Source organism: Bradyrhizobium semiaridum (assembly GCF_020329505.1).
Classification (GTDB): domain Bacteria; phylum Pseudomonadota; class Alphaproteobacteria; order Rhizobiales; family Xanthobacteraceae; genus Bradyrhizobium; species Bradyrhizobium semiaridum.
The window spans coordinates 136,588-151,727 of record NZ_JAGKJJ010000005.1; the positions used below are offsets into that span (position 1 = coordinate 136,588).

12 protein-coding genes are annotated in these 15,140 nt (G+C 64.9%); 6 read left to right on the top strand and 6 right to left on the bottom strand.

Annotated elements, in window-relative coordinates:
* Positions 1-91: 91 nt before the first annotated feature.
* Positions 92-889 carry an enoyl-CoA hydratase/isomerase family protein gene (locus tag J6500_RS08175; protein ID WP_225712175.1) on the bottom strand — a complete coding sequence of 266 codons (798 nt, stop codon included), beginning with the start codon at positions 887-889 and terminating at the stop codon, positions 92-94.
* A gap of 31 nt (positions 890-920) precedes the next feature.
* Positions 921-2,117, bottom strand: a complete 1,197-nt coding sequence (locus J6500_RS08180) for a pyridoxal-phosphate-dependent aminotransferase family protein (protein ID WP_225712176.1) — start codon at positions 2,115-2,117, stop codon at positions 921-923.
* Positions 2,118-2,323: 206 nt separating this feature from the next.
* Here J6500_RS08180 and J6500_RS08185 point away from each other — a divergent pair, with 206 nt between their 5' ends.
* Together J6500_RS08185 and J6500_RS08190 are read left to right on the top strand one after the other, a co-directional pair.
* The gene (locus tag J6500_RS08185) at positions 2,324-5,335 is read left to right on the top strand and encodes an FAD-binding and (Fe-S)-binding domain-containing protein (RefSeq protein ID WP_225712177.1); all 3,012 of its coding nucleotides are present in this window, start codon (positions 2,324-2,326) and stop codon (positions 5,333-5,335) included.
* The gene (locus J6500_RS08190; RefSeq protein ID WP_225712178.1) at positions 5,328-5,756 is read left to right on the top strand and encodes a GlcG/HbpS family heme-binding protein; all 429 of its coding nucleotides are present in this window, start codon (positions 5,328-5,330) and stop codon (positions 5,754-5,756) included. The genes J6500_RS08185 and J6500_RS08190 overlap by 8 nt, the downstream gene beginning before the upstream one ends.
* A gap of 181 nt (positions 5,757-5,937) precedes the next feature.
* Here the strand turns inward: J6500_RS08190 and J6500_RS08195 are convergent, their stop codons facing one another.
* From J6500_RS08195 to J6500_RS08210, 4 genes are all read right to left on the bottom strand, one after another.
* On the bottom strand, positions 5,938-6,717 hold the full coding sequence (locus tag J6500_RS08195) for an enoyl-CoA hydratase/isomerase family protein (protein ID WP_225712179.1): 780 nt from the start codon (positions 6,715-6,717) through the stop codon (positions 5,938-5,940).
* Between the two features lie 67 nt (positions 6,718-6,784).
* The gene (locus tag J6500_RS08200) at positions 6,785-8,881 is read right to left on the bottom strand and encodes a molybdopterin oxidoreductase family protein (protein ID WP_225712180.1); all 2,097 of its coding nucleotides are present in this window, start codon (positions 8,879-8,881) and stop codon (positions 6,785-6,787) included.
* Between the two features lie 125 nt (positions 8,882-9,006).
* Positions 9,007-10,077, bottom strand: coding sequence for an ABC transporter substrate-binding protein (locus J6500_RS08205; protein ID WP_225712181.1), 1,071 nt, complete (start codon positions 10,075-10,077; stop codon positions 9,007-9,009).
* Between the two features lie 274 nt (positions 10,078-10,351).
* Positions 10,352-11,158, bottom strand: a complete 807-nt coding sequence (locus J6500_RS08210) for an SDR family NAD(P)-dependent oxidoreductase (RefSeq protein ID WP_225712182.1) — start codon at positions 11,156-11,158, stop codon at positions 10,352-10,354.
* Positions 11,159-11,253: 95 nt separating this feature from the next.
* Here J6500_RS08210 and J6500_RS08215 point away from each other — a divergent pair, with 95 nt between their 5' ends.
* Genes J6500_RS08215 through J6500_RS08230 form a run of 4 tightly spaced genes read left to right on the top strand, consistent with a single transcriptional unit; the run spans position 11,254 to position 14,914 of the window.
* The gene (locus tag J6500_RS08215; protein WP_225712183.1) at positions 11,254-11,988 is read left to right on the top strand and encodes a GntR family transcriptional regulator; all 735 of its coding nucleotides are present in this window, start codon (positions 11,254-11,256) and stop codon (positions 11,986-11,988) included.
* Between the two features lie 51 nt (positions 11,989-12,039).
* A complete protein-coding gene (locus J6500_RS08220; RefSeq protein WP_225712184.1) occupies positions 12,040-13,068 on the top strand; it encodes a TRAP transporter substrate-binding protein in 1,029 nt (342 codons plus the stop codon).
* Positions 13,069-13,090: 22 nt separating this feature from the next.
* Complete coding sequence (locus J6500_RS08225; protein ID WP_225712185.1) at positions 13,091-13,603, top strand: TRAP transporter small permease; 513 nt, start codon at positions 13,091-13,093, stop codon at positions 13,601-13,603.
* 15 nt (positions 13,604-13,618) lie between these two features.
* Positions 13,619-14,914, top strand: coding sequence for a TRAP transporter large permease (locus J6500_RS08230; protein ID WP_225712186.1), 1,296 nt, complete (start codon positions 13,619-13,621; stop codon positions 14,912-14,914).
* Positions 14,915-15,140 lie beyond the last annotated feature (226 nt).

The window sequence follows — 15,140 nt, forward strand, 5'->3', positions numbered from 1 at the left end:
GCATGGTCCATGGAACCGCGCTACTGGCGCGGATTCGATGCGCGAAAAATGCTGCAAGAACCGGGTGTTCCCCGGTCAGGCGCCGACGAGCCTATTTGCCCTTCCAATTGGGCGCACGCTTGTTCAGGAAGGCGTCCATGCCTTCGCGGAAATCCTCGCTCATATAGGCGCGCAGGATCAGGTCCTCGCCCTCGTCGCGCGACAGCGTGCGGCGGATGCGGCGCACTGCTTCCTTGGTCACCTCGAGTGTGATCGGTGCGTGACCGGCGACAAGCTTCGCGGTCTCGTCGGCGCGGCGCTGCAGCGTCGCGACGTCCGGCACCACTTCGTTCAGGAGCCCGAGGGCCAGCGCTTCCGGCGCTTCAACGAGGCGGGCCTTGAAGATCAGGTCCTTGGTTCGTGCCGGACCGATCAGCGACACCAGCCGCGAGATGTTCGACATCGAAAGGCAGTTGCCGAGAGTCCGCGCGATCGGAAAGCCGATCCGCGCCGCCTCGGTGCCGATGCGGATGTCGCAGCACGCGGCGATCCCGGCGCCGCCGCCGGTGCAGGCGCCGGCGATCGCTGCGATCACGGGCACCCGGCACTGTTCGAGCGTGCCGAGCACGCGGTCGATCCGCGCTTCATAGTCGAGCGCGTCCTGCGCGGTCTTGAAGGCGCGGAACTGGGAGATGTCGGTGCCGGAGGCGAACGCCTTGTCGCCGGCGCCGGTCATGATCAGCGCCTTGATCGAATGGTCCTGGTTGATGCTCTCGCAGATCGACGCCATCTGCTCGTACATCGCGAAGGTCAGCGCGTTGCGGGCCTGTGGCCGGTTGAACGTGATGCGCGCGATCCCGTCCTCGACGGAATAGATCAGGTCTTCGGTCGATGTCGCGGGCGCGTTCATGTCTCGCTCTTTCTGTTGTTGGGGATCGGCGTCAGGCGACGGCGGCCTTGGGCGCATCGGCGGCACGGCCCTTCAGGACCTCCATCGCCGCCAGCACGCCGCCGCCGCGATGCGGCACCTTGGCCAGATCAAGACCCATCTCGACGCCCGACAGCGTGCCCATCAGCATCAAATCGTTGAAGTGGCCGATGTGCCCGATGCGGAACACCTTGCCCTTGACCTTGTTGAGGCCGGTGCCGAGCGACATGTCGAAATTCTCCAGCACGATCTTGCGGAAATGATCGGCATCGTGTCCGTCAGGCACCCGCACCGCGGTCAGCGCCGGCGAATGCGCGCCCTGCTCCTGGCACTGCGTCTCGAGACCCCACACCTTGATCGCGGCGCGCGTCGCCTCGCTGTGGCGCTTGTGGCGGGCGAACACGTTGTCGAGGCCCTCCTCCTCCAGCATCTTCACGGCCTCCTTCAGGCCGAACAACAGGTTGGTCGCGGGCGTGTAGGGCCAGGTGCCGGCCTTGTTGATGTTGATGACGTCCTGCCAGTCCCAGTAGGAGCGCATCGCCGGATTGGCCTTGGCCACCGCCAGCGCCTTCTCCGAGACCGCATTGAAGCCGAGGCCCGGCGGCAGCATCAACCCCTTCTGGGAGCCGGCGATCGAGACGTCGATGCCCCAGGCGTCATGCTCGTATTCGAGCGAGCCGAGGCCCGAGATGGTGTCGACCATCAGCAGCGCCGGGTGCTTGACGCTGTCCAGGATCTTGCGGACGTCGAGCGGATAGGTCACGCAGGCGGTCGAGGTCTCGTTGTGGACCATGCAGACCGCCTTGATCTTGTGCGCCTTGTCGGCTGATAGCCGGGCCTCGATCTGCTCGAGATCGGCGCCATGGCGCCAGTCTCCCGGGATGAAGTCGACGTCGAGCTTGAACTTGTCGGCGATGCCGCGCCACAGCACGGCGAACTGCCCGGTCTCGCACATCAGGACCTTGTCGCCCGGCTGCAGCGTGTTGACGATGGCGGCCTCCCAGGCGCCGGTCCCGGACGACGGATAGATGATCACGGGCTGCTTGGTGCGGAACACGCGCTGCATCGCGGCAAGCACGGCAAATCCAATCTCCGCGAACTCGGGACCGCGATGATCCATGGTCGGCATGTCCATCGCCCGCAGCACACGGTCCGGCACGTTGGTCGGTCCCGGAATCTGCAGAAAATGCCTTCCAGAGTGCACGGTCATGGGCGTCCTTCCCGGTCTTGCCTTAAGCTCTTGCCTTGAGTGTTGCCTTGGCTCTCGTCTCGGCTTCACGAGCCGCTCGCATATCACTATTTCAACGGCTTGTCCCCCGCCGGGCGGGGGTCGTCAATGCGCAGAAAGCAGGGCTTCGCCTTGCCAAGCCGAGGACCGGCAGGCAAGAGAGGCCGGACAATGATTGGACCGATCGGATGGCGGCAGTGAGGGCCGAGAAATCGCAAGCTTCGGCTGCGGACCGCGCCCTTGCCGGCCGGCTCGGCCGGGAGATTACCGGGGACGTTTTCTTCGACGCCTTCAACCGCGGCCGCTATGCGACCGACGCCTCGTTCTACCAGATCGTCCCGGCGGGCGTGGTCGTTCCCCGCACCATGGATGAAGCGCTGCGGACGCTGGCGATCGCCCGCGACGACGGCCGCATCGTCACCCCGCGGGGCGGCGGCACCTCGCAATGCGGCCAGACCGTCAATCACGGCATCGTGGTCGACTTCTCGAGGCACCTGAACCGAATCATCTCGCTCGACGTCGAAGGCCGCTCCTGCGTGGTCGAGCCGGGCATCGTGCTCGACGATCTCAACCGCCAGCTCAGGAAGCACGGGCTGTGGTTTCCGGTCGACGTCTCGACCGCCTCGCGCGCCACCATCGGCGGCATGGCCGGCAACAATTCCTGCGGCGGCCGCTCGCTGCGCTACGGCACCATGCGCGACAACACGCTGTCGATGGACGCGGCGCTCGCCGACGGCACGCTGCTGCATTTCGGCGAGGTGCCGCGCGACCTCACGCGGGTCAACTCTCCCGAGAGCGGGCTAAGGCTGTTTCGCGACGTGCTCGATCTCGGCGAGCGCGAGGCCGCGGAGATCGCGGAGCGATTTCCCGAGGTGCAGCGCCGGGTCGGCGGCTATAACCTCGACGCGCTGGTGCCGCGCAATGCGCCGAACAATCTGGCGCACCTCCTGGTCGGCTCGGAGGGGACGCTGGCCTTCACCACGCAGGTCGAACTCAAGCTGTGGCCGGTGATCCGCAACAAGGCGCTCGGCGTCTGCCATTTCGGCAGTTTCTACGAAGCGATGGATGCAGCCCAGCATCTGGTCAAGCTGCGGCCCATTGCAGTGGAACTGGTGGACCGCACCATGATCGCGCTCGGCCGCGAGGTCGCAATGTTCCGGCCGATCATTTCCGCCGCCGTGCGCGGCGATCCCGACGCCATCCTGGTGGTCGAGTTCGCCGAAGAGGAGCAGGCCGACAATCTCGCCCGGCTGAAGCAGCTCGGCGAGCTGATGGCCGATCTCGGCTTCGGCTGGGACAAGCCGCAGCGCAAGTGGGGCGGCGTGGTCGAGATCGTGGAGCCGGCGCTGCAGACCGGCATCGCCGATTTCCGCGCCGCCGGGCTCAACGTCATGATGTCGATGAAGCAGGAGGGCAAGCCGGTCTCCTTCGTCGAGGATTGCGCGGTGCCGCTGCCGCACCTCGCCGACTACACCGAGCGGCTCAACGCCATCTTTGCCAAGCACGGCACCCGCGGCACGATGTATGCGCATGCCTCGGAAGGCTGCCTGCATGTGCGCCCGGTGCTCAATCTGAAGCTGGAGAAGGACGTCAAGGCAATGCGCGCCATTGCCGAGGAAACCTTCGAGATGGTGCGCGAGTACAAGGGCTCGCATTCCGGCGAGCACGGCGACGGCCTGGTGCGCTCGGAATTCCACGAGGCAATGTTCGGCACGCGCATCGTCGCCGACTTCCGCGAGGTCAAGCAGCGCTTCGATCCCGGCAACACGCTCAACCCCGGCAAGATCGTCGATCCGCCCAAAATGGACGACCGTGCACTGTTCCGCTATGCACCAGATTATCGCGCCGGCGAATTGAAGACCGTGCTCGACTGGTCGGCCTATCCCGGCGCCGGCGGCGGCTTCCAGGGCGCGGTCGAGATGTGCAACAACAACGGCGCCTGCCGCAAGCTCGAGGGCGGCGTGATGTGCCCGTCCTATCGCGCCACCCGCAACGAGAAGGACGTCACCCGCGGCCGCGCCAACACGCTGCGGCTCGCGATCTCCGGCCAGCTCGGCCCGGACGCGCTGGCGTCCGACGAAATGGCGGAGACGCTGAAACTCTGCGTGTCCTGCAAGGCGTGCCGGCATGAATGCCCGACCGGCGTCGACATGGCCAAGATGAAGATCGAGGTGATGGCGGCCCGCGCCGCCAAGCATGGCCTGTCGCTGCGCGACCGCCTGGTCGGCTACCTGCCCCGCTACGTCGATCTGGCATCGCGCTTCGCGCCCCTTGCCAACCTGCGAAACCATAGCTCGCTGTTGCGCGCGCTGTTCGAAAAGTTCGCCGGCATCAGCGCCCGGCGCGCGCTGCCGGCGTTTCGCCGCGATACGTTCCGACCCGACGCTGAGGCGTTCGGCCCGGCGGACGGCCGCGAAATCGTGCTGTTCGCCGATACCTTCAATCGCGGCTATGAGCGCGAGAATCTCGATGCCGCGCTCGACGTGCTGGTTGCCGGCGGTTATCGCGTGCATGTACCCAAGCCGCCGGATTATGCGCGGCCGCTCTGCTGCGGGCGGACGTTCCTGTCGGCCGGACTGGTCGACGAGGCGCGCGCCGAGCTCGACCGGCTGGTGGCGGCCTATGCGCCGTTCGCCGCCCGTGGCGTCCCGATCGTCGGGCTGGAGCCGAGCTGCCTTCTGACGCTGCGGGACGAGCTGCTGTCGCTGCGAAGCGACGAGACTGCGAAGACCATCGCCGCGCACGCCCTGCTGTTCGAGGAGTTTTTGGTGCGCGAGGCCGAGGCCGGCCGCCTCAGCCTGCCGCTCGGGGCCGTCGGGGCAAAGGCGCTCGTCCACGGTCATTGCCACCAGAAGTCGTTCGGCGCATTCAAGCCGGTCGAGAAGGTGCTGCGCCTGGTGCCCGGCCTCGAGGTGACAACCATCGAGTCGAGCTGCTGCGGCATGGCCGGGGCGTTCGGCTACGGCGCAGACACCTATCAGGCCTCGATCGAGATGGCCGAGCTGTCGCTGCTGCCGGCGGTGCGCAGCGCGGACCGGGACACGCTGATCGTGGCTGATGGCACCTCGTGCCGGCACCAGATCACGGACGGCAGCGGGCGCACCCCGCTGCACGTCGCCGCCGTCTTGGCGATGAGCATCAAGTGTGCGAAGTCCAGTACCGACAATTCATCCCCTACGAAGGAAGAGGCTCATGGCTGAACTCACCCTCGACATCGCCCGCAAGATTCTGGATGCCGCGCTGGCAAAAGGGGTCGAGAAGAAGTTCAAGCCGCTGGTCATCACCATCCTCGACGCCCGCGGCGCGGTGAAGGTGACGGCGGCGCAGGATGGCACCAGCCTGATGCGGGCCGAGATCGCTCATGGCAAGGCCTATGGCGCGTTGGCGCTGGGCATGGGATCGCGTGCGCTGTTCCAGCGGGCGCAGGAGCAGGCCTATTTCATCGACGCCGTGAACACGCTGGCGCAGGGCCGCATGGTTCCGGTGCCCGGCGGCGTCCTGATCCTCGACGGCAGCACCCTGCTCGGCGCCATCGGCGTCAGCGGCGATACCTCCGACAATGACGAGATCTGCGCCCTGGCCGGCATCGAGGCCGCCGGCCTGAAGGCTAACCCTGGCTAGCGCTAGCGGTAAATGGGCGCCGGCGCGGTATTCGGAATAATGGAAGAATACTGCTGAGTTGCCCGACGTGTCAAGCGTCGGGCCGAACGCCATGTCGGGCGCCGGCAGCCGCCGGCTCCTTTGCATGGGGTTGTTTTTCGAGATTTTGTGTGTGCGCCGCCGCGGCGGCGGGCCAGCGCTCTCAGCGCCCCGTCCATGACGGCTTGCGCTTCTCGCCGAATGCCTTGAGGCCCTCCTTGGCGTCCTCGGTCATCGCGAGCAGTGCGATCTGGCTTTCGGTGTAGGCGATGCTCTCGTCGAACGACATCGAGGCGATGGCGCGCATGGCATATTTGCCGCGGCGGATCGCGGTCGGCGACTTGTCGACGATGCGGCCGATCAGCCAGTCGACCTTGGCGTCGAGCTCGGCGGCGGGCACGACGTAGTTCAAAAGGCCCGCGGCCTGCGCACTCGCAGCATCGAACGGCTCGCCGGTCAGCGCCCACTCATTGATGAGGCGGGGCGGCGCAATCGATTGCAACAGGCTCAGCACCTGCATCGGGAATACCCCGACCTTCACCTCGGGCAGGCCGAAGATCACGTGATCGGCCGCGACCGCCATGTCGGTCATGCACAATAGTCCCATGCCGCCGGCCATGCAGACGCCGCCGACGCGCGCGATCGCCGGCTTGGTCGCGTTCTGCGACAGCCGCAGCAGATCGGCGTAGTCGACATTGGGGCGCGAGAAATCCATCGAGAACGCCGCGCCGCTGTTCTGCAGATCGGCACCGGCGCAGAACGCCTTGTCGCCCGCGCCGGTCAGCACGATGACGCGCACGTCCTTGTCGTCATGCGCGTCGCGATAGCCCTTGGCGATGCCGGCGATCACGCCGGCGTTGAGCGCGTTGCGCTTGTCCGGCCGGTTGATGGTGATCCAAAACGCCTGCCCGCGCTTTTCGAGAATGACGCTGTTATCGGTCATGGTTGCCGCCTGTGCGCTGTTGTCCGCCCACATTTGCGGCACGACCGGCAGCGACTGCAAGCAGGATTTACGCGGCGGCCGAGGCCTTTTTGACCCAGACCTTGTTGTCGTGGAACGCGGCGCCGCCGACCGGCGCCACCACGTCCGCGCCGGTCAGCATGTTGATGCCGCGGCCGCCGATATGGGATTTGTTGGGGTGGATGGATTCGGCGATCAGCACGCCGCGGCGAACGCCGTCGAACAGTTTTGCGGTCAGCGTGGTTTCACCGCGCATGTTGCCGAGCGTCACCGCTTCGCCGTCTGCGATCGAGAGCGCCGCCGCATCCTCGGGATGGATCATCACGGTCGGCGCGCCCTCGCGGGCCTGCGATCCCGGCGTCTCGTTGAAACTGGTGTTGAGATAGCTGCGCGAGGGCGAGGTCGCGAGCCGGAACGGATGCTGCGCGTCGGCCTCCTCGATGATGGTCCAATGATCCGGCAGCGACGGCATCTGATCCCAGGGGCCGAGGCCGGGATTGCCCCACGGCGGGTTGGCCCAGTCGGCCTTGAAATGGAATTTCTTGTCGGCATGCGCGAAACCGTCGAGGTAATGTGAGGCGCGGAAATCCGGCTGGATGTCGCGCCAGATATCGGCCTCGAGATCCTCGATGCTGCCATGGCCGCTCTTCTGCAAGGTCACGTCGATCAACTCGCGCGGCGACATCTCGAAGCCGGGATGCACCGCGTTGAGCCGGCGTCCGAGCCCCTGAAGCACCTGATGGTTGGAGCGGCATTCGCCGGGCGGATCGATCAGCTTGGGCCCGACCGAAATGTGCTGGTGGCCGCCGCCGTAATAGAGGTCGTCGTGCTCCATGAACATGGTCGCGGGCAGCACGATGTCGGCCATTCCTGCGGTCTCGGTCATGAACTGCTCGTGCACCGCGACGAACAGGTCTTCGCGGGCAAAGCCCTGACGCACCAGCGCCTGCTCCGGTGCCACCGTCATCGGGTTGGTGTTCTGGATCAGCATCGCCTTGACCGGCGGGCCGCCTTTCAGCGACTCGGCATCACCGGTCAGGATGCGCCCGATCCTGGATTGGTCAAGCCAGCGCGTCGAGGGGTCGATCGCATCGTGGCCCTCGATCACGGATTCATTGAAGCGCCAGATCGCGGCGTTGTTGAAGAACGCGCCGCCGCCTTCATGTTGCCAGGCGCCGGTCACCGCCGGGATGCACAGCGCCGCATGCATCTGCGCCGCACCGTTGCGGCTGCGGGTGAAGCCGTAACCGAGGCGGAAGAACGAACGCTTGGTCTCGCCGACCAGTCGCGCAAACGCCTCGATTTCCGCGACCGGTACGCCCGAGATCGCCGATGCCCATTCCGGTGTGCGGGTCTTCAGATGGGCTTCGAGCTCATCGGGACAGTCGGTGTACTTGTCCATGTAGGCGCGGTCCGCATAGCCGTCGCGGAACAGCACGTGCATCACGCCGCAGGCAAAGGCGCCATCGGTGCCGGGACGCAGGATGATCTTGACGTCGGCCTGCTTCATCGTGTCGTTGTTGTAGACGTCGACGGCGGCGATTTTGGCGCCGCGCTCCTTGCGGGCGCGCATCGCATGCGTCATCACGTTGACTTGGGTGTTCACCGGGTTGGTGCCCCAGATCACGACCAGATCGGACACGCCCATCTCGCGCGGATCGACCCCGGCGATCTTGCCGGTGCCGATGGCAAAGCCGACGCGGGCGATGTTGGCACAGATCGTCGAATAGAAGCGCGAGTATTTCTTGACATGCGACAGGCGGTTGATGCCGTCGCGCATCACGAGGCCCATGGTGCCGGCATAGTAATAGGGCCAGACCGATTGCGCGCCGAAATCCCGCTCGGCGGCATCGAACCGCGCCGCGATCTCATCCAGCGCCTCGTCCCAGGAGATCCTCGCGAACTGTCCCGAACCCTTGGGCCCGGTCCGGCGCATCGGATACAGCAGCCGTTCCGGATGGTGAATCCGTTCCGCATAGCGCGCGACCTTGGCGCAGACGACGCCGGCCGTATAGGTCTGCTGCTTGGAGCCCCTGACGCGGCCGATCGAGCGGCCATCGATGACTTCGATGTCGAGTGCACACGCCGACGGGCAGTCGTGCGGACAGGTGGAATGGCGGATGTCGACCTTGGCGTGCTGGTTCATGACGGATTGGTAACATCAAACGGGCGGTCCGCCGAGGGGGTTTATGGACCCGGTTCGTGCGAAAACCAGACATAAGCCATGCGCTGGCGCCGCAGATCGATCGCGCCGTTGGCGCCACCGTCCAATCAAACCCGGAAGATGCGCGTGTAGCGCGACTTGATCTGCTCGCCTTCCCGCTCCACCGCCGCGGCGTCGTCCTTCATCGTCTTGATGTCCTTCAACGGCTTGCGCCCAGCCTTGTCCTGGGCCTGCGCGTGCACCGAACGCAGGCCGCCGAAATCGATGTTGAGCTGCTGTCCCTCGCGTCCGAGCGCGAACGACTGGAACAGCCTGGCGGCGTTCGGGTGCGGGCAATCCTTGAAGATGCCGTTCGGGCCGACGATGATGGGCGAACCTTCGCTGGCATAGACCGGCTCGACCGGGCGGCCGGCCTCCTTCATCTGGAAGATGTTGTACTCGTTGCCGTCAGCCATCACCGCGCGCTCGCCGAGATCGAGCTTCTTCGGCGGATCGGTCGAGGACTGCACCTGCATGATGTTCTGCTTCGCCAGCTTCTCGAAATAGCCCCAGCCGAGGTCGCGCTGCATCTGATAGGTCGCGGTCATGATGGTGCCGCTGTAGCCGGGATGCGCCTTGACGATCTTACCTTTCCATTTGGGATCGAGCAGATCGGCAAAGCTCTTCGGCGCCTCCTCGGCCTTCACCAGGCCGGTGTTGTAGGCAATGATCGAGAGCCAGACGCGGAAGCTCGCGAACTGGCCGTCGGCATCGCGATGCTCGTCCGGATAGTATTTGGCGACATCCTCGGGAACGTAGGGCGCCAGGATGCCGTCCCGCTTCCAGACGATGAAATGCGCGGCGTCCGACGAGTTGACGACGTCGACCGCGTGGATGTTGCTGGAATATTCCTGGCCGATCCGCTGGAACACGCGCTCTGCGCCGGTGCGTTCGACACGCACGGGGATTCCCGGATATTTCGCCTCGAAAGCTCGCGCCAGCTTCTCCGCCACCGGCAGATCGGTCGAGGTGTAGTAGACGACCTGCCCCTCTTTCTTCGCAGCCTCGATCAGCGTCGGCGTGACCGGCTCGGCCGCAGGCGCGGCGGCCATGACACGGGTGGACAGCGCGGCCCCTGCCAGCGCTGCGCCGGTGCCCTTCAGCATGTCGCGGCGCGACAGCCCAGGATGTCTCCTCATGTATTTCCTCGCTCGCGATGGCGAAGTTGGATACACCGCGCTCCCGTTCTAATTCCGATGCAAGACACGGAGTCTGTCGTCGACGGCGGCTGCAGGTTGCCGCGAGACTTCTTGCCAAGAAACAAGACTATAGTCGGGGGAGACAATCAATGGGACTCGAGGCGTGTCCTGGCGCTTGCCGCAGTTCTGCCGATCGGCGCGATCACGGGCGCGCGTGCCGAGGACTACGGCACGCCCCAGCAGGCGGGCTTCGTGTCCGACGGACGTGAAGGAGTTAGCGCGCCAATTGCGTCAGCCCGGTCGGCGGTCCGTCGACCGCGGTCCAGCCGCCATCGACGAACAGCGTGCTGCCGCTGACATAGCTTGCCGCATCCGAGGCCAAATAAGCGACCGCCGTCGCCACCTCGTCGGCGCTGCTCCAGCGATTGAACACGGTGTGTCCAGCATAGAGATCGTAGATGTCCCGCCGCTGCTTGAACGGACCAGTCAGCGCCGTCTCTGCGATGCTCGGGGCGATCGCGTTGACCCGGACGCCGGACCGTCCGACCTCGGATGCAAAGCCCTTCACCAAGAGCCCGATCGCCGCCTTGGTCGAGCCATAGACCGCAAGGCCCGGCTCGATCGTCAGGGCGCGCACCGAAGAACAGGCGATCAGGCTGCCGCCCCGCTGCTCGACCATGATGCGGCCGAAAGCCTGGAAGAACCACACCGTGCCCTTGATGTTGAGATTGATGACGCGGTCGAGATCCTCCTCGGTATAGTCGAGAATGGTCTTGCGGATATTGAGCCCGGGCGTCGTGACGGCGATGTCGACACGCTGAAGCTCTGCGAGCGCCTTTGCGGCCAATGCCTCGACATCCGCGCGGTCGGCCGCGTCGCATTGGGCAGCAGTCGCCGATCCGCCGCTCTGCCGGATCGCCGCGGCGGTCGCCTCAGCGCCGTCCTGCGTACGGTCGGCGCACAGCACGCGTGCGCCAAGCGCGGCCAGCGCTTCGGCCGAGGACTTGCCGATGCCCGAAGCGGCGCCCAGCACCACGGCGGTCTTGCCACTCAGATCAAACAGCTTGCGATAGTCGGTCACGCGAAATCTCCATTCAGCGGCGGACGGAATCTAATTCTTCCCGATTGCCCAGGAGGCCAATTTCATATACTAATATATCAATTACGGGAGCGGAAATGCCCGCGCGCGCGGCGAAGAAATCCGAGTTTCGCGCCCCGGCCGGCCACAGGCGCGTCGGCCGGCCGCGCACGGCGACAGCCGCCGCCCGGATTTATGCCGAGCTGCGCACTGAGCTGGTATCGCTGCAGCGAAAGCCTGGCGATCCGATTCTGGAAGCCGAGATCGCGCTTTCCTACGGAGTCAGCCGCACGCCGGTACGCGAAGCGATCCTGAGATTGTCGGATGAAGGCCTGATCGAGATCTTTCCGCAATCGGGCATCTTCGTCTCGCGCATCCCGCTCGCCGCACTTCCGGAGGCGATCATTATCCGCAGGTCCCTGGAGGAAACCACGACGCGCATGGCGACCGAGCGCGCGAGCGCCAGCCAGATACTCGGGCTGTATTCCATCCTGCAGCGCCAGCGCGAGGCCGATGCGGCCGGAGACCGCGACGCGTTCCATCAGGCCGACGAGGCCTTTCATGCCGCCATCGCCGATATCGCCGGGCATCCGGGCATCTGGAAGCTGATCCTGCAGGTGAAAATTCACGTCGACCGCTTCCGGCAGCTCACGTTGCCGCAGCGCGGACGGATGGCCGAGGTCATCGCCGAGCATGAGGCCATCATGTCCGCGATCGAGGCCCGCGATCCCGCCGCGGCCGGAGCTGCGATGACGAAGCATCTCGAGCGCCTGCTGGCAGACATCTCCGCCACCCGGCACAACAATCCGGAGTTCTTCGACCAGCCAAACTAGCCGACATAACGGCGGACCAAACGCCGATCGGACATCAGGGAAGGAAACGACATGAACGACGCACGTCGATCGCAGCAGCGCCCCGTGGGGATCAGCCGTCGCGACCTCATGGGGATCGGCGCCGGTCTCTGCGCGAGCGCTGCGACCGCAACGCTGGCCAACGCGCAATCAAAGGCGGTCTTCAAGGCATCCGACGTGCAGCCTCCCGGCTATCCCACCGTGGTCGCGACCGAAAATCTCGGCAAGAAGCTTTCTGCCGCGACCAATGGCCGTCTGTCGGTGCAGATGTTCCCGTCGATGCAACTCGGCGGCGAGAAGGAGACCATCGAGCAGACCCAGATCGGCGCAATCCAGATGCTGCGGGTCAGCGCGGGATCGATCGGTCCGATCGTCGACGACATCAACGTCGTCAACATGCCCTTCCTGTTCAAGAACATGGCGCATGCCGAACGGATGATGGACGGTCCGATCGGGCAGGAGTTGCTGGACAAGATCACGGCCAATACCAACGCCGGGCTGGTCGCGCTGTGCTGGATGAATTCCGGCGCGCGCAGCCTCTACAACACCAAGCGGTCGATCAAGGCGATCGCCGATATCAAGGGCCTCAAGTTCCGGGTGATCGGCAACCCGATCTTCGTCGACACGATGAACGCGCTCGGCGGCAATGGCGTCGCGATGGGCTACGATCAGGTGTTCAGCGCGCTGCAGACCGGCGTGATCGACGGCGCCGAGAACAATCCGCCGAGCTACGTCTTCAGCAATCACTACACGGCAGCGAAGCATTTCACCCTCACCGAGCACCTGGTCGTTCCCGAGGTTCTGGTGTTCTCGAAGCGCACGTGGTCCGCACTCCCGGCCGACGATCAGGCGCTGATCAAGACATTTGCACGCGAGGCGCAATTGGAGGAACGCGTGCTCTGGAACAAGTATGAGCAGGAGGCGATGGCGAAGGCCAAGGCCGCCGGCTGCGAGATCGTCGAGATCGCTGACAAGGCGCCGTTCCAGGACGCGGTGAAGCCGGTGTGGAACAAATACGGTCCGAAATACCAGAGCATGATCGCGCGCATTCAATCGGTCTGATCCGACCCAAGGGGACATCGAGATGGCCGGATCGTATCGCCGCGCGATGGACTATCTGTACCTTGCCTGCGTCGTCACGGGCTGCGTGGCGCTGATCCTGATCTCGGCCGTGATCCCCTGGGCAGTATTCACGCGCTACGTCCTGAACAGCGCAGCGTCATGGCCCGAGCCGCTCGCGGTGCTCCTGACCATTGTCGTGACGTTCATCGGCGCGGCGGCCGCGTATCGGCTCAACCTTCATATGAACGTCGGCTACTTCGTCGGCAAGCTGCCGGGCCGGCTGCGGTCCCTCGCCGACCTGGCCGTCCAGTTGCTGATGGGTGTGATCGCCCTGTTCATGATGATCTGGGGCTGGCGGCTCGTCGAAGTGACCTGGCACAACACGATCGCCGACTTTCCCTTCCTCTCGGTCGGCGTCACCTATCTTCCGATCCCGATCGGCGGCCTCTGCCTGCTGCTGTTCATCATTGAGCGGATTTTCCTCGGCGCCCCGCCTGACCCGATCGCGCACCATCACGATTTGCCCATCGACTGATTGCGGGAGGTCCCGATGGATATCTTCATTCTTCTCGCGACGATGCTGATTTGCTTCCTGATCGGAATGCCGATTGCCTATTCGCTGGCGATGGCCGCGATCGTCGGCGCACTCTCGATCGGCATCCCGCTCGAGGCGGTGATGCTGAAGATCTCCGACGGCGTCAGCAAGGTCGCGATGCTGACGATACCGTTCTTCGTACTGGCCGGCGCGATCATGGCGGAAGGCGGCATGGCGAGACGCCTGGTGGCGTTCGCCGACGTGCTGGTCGGCCTCACCCGCCTCCGCGGCGGGCTCTCGATCGTCAACGTGCTTGCAACCACGTTCCTGAGCGGCATTTCGGGTTCGGCCGTCGCCGACACCTCCGCCATCGGCTCGGTGATGATCCCGCAGATGGAGAAGAACGGCTATCCGCGGGTGTTCGCGACCAACCTGACGATCACCTCGTCGGTTCAGGCGCTGCTGGTGCCGCCGAGCCACAACGCGGTCCTCTATTCACTCGCCACCGGCGGAACGATCTCGATCAGCGCGCTGTTCATGGCCGGCGTGTTCCCCGGGCTGCTGCTCGGCTTCTCGCTGATCGTCCTGTGCCTTGCCATTGCCTATCGCGAGAAACATCCGCATGGCCAAGCCGTGCCGGCCAAGGATGCGGTCCGGATCGCGATCGATGCGGCGTGGGGACTGATCACGCTCGTCATCATCCTCGGCGGCATTCTGTGCGGCATCTTCACTGCGATCGAGGCCGGCGCCGTCGCCTGCATCTGGGCTTTCTTCGTGACCATGTTCATCTATCGCGACTATCGCTGGCGCGACCTGCCCGTGCTGTTGCACCGCACGCTGCGGACCGTCGCAATGGTGATGACGCTGATCGCGTGCGCCTCCAGCGTCGGCTACATCATGGCGCTGACGCAGATGCCGGCCAAGATGACGAGCTTCTTCCTGTCGATCTCAGACAACAAGTACGTCATCCTGTTTCTGATCAACGTTCTGCTGCTGGTGCTCGGCACGCTTGTCGACATGGCGCCGTCGATCCTGATCGCAACGCCGATCCTGTTGCCGGTGATGAAGAATTTCGGCGTCGATCCAGTTCATTTCGGCATGATCATGCTGCTCAATCTCGGCATCGGCCTGTGCCATCCGCCGGTCGGCGCGATTCTCTTTGTCGGATGTGCGGTCGGCAAGGTCACGATCGAGCAGGTCATGCGCAAGATCTGGCCGTTCTACGCCGTGATGTTCTTTGTCCTGATGTGCGTGACCTATCTGCCGGAAATCTCGCTGTGGCTGCCGCGACAGCTTCAGCTCCTGCACTGAACGACACGCGCATCTTGCGGAAGCGCGACAAACACGTCAGCATTGCCGTCAGAAGCGCGCCTGCGCCAGCTCCGTCAAGAAAGGGCACCCGTGGTGAGGATCGTCGACCTGAGCCGAGAGCTCTATCACCGCACCCCGAGCTATCCCGGCTATCCGTCCATCATGCACGGGATGTGGAAGAACCACCAAGAGGCTCTCGCGGAATCCAGGAATGTCTACGGACTGT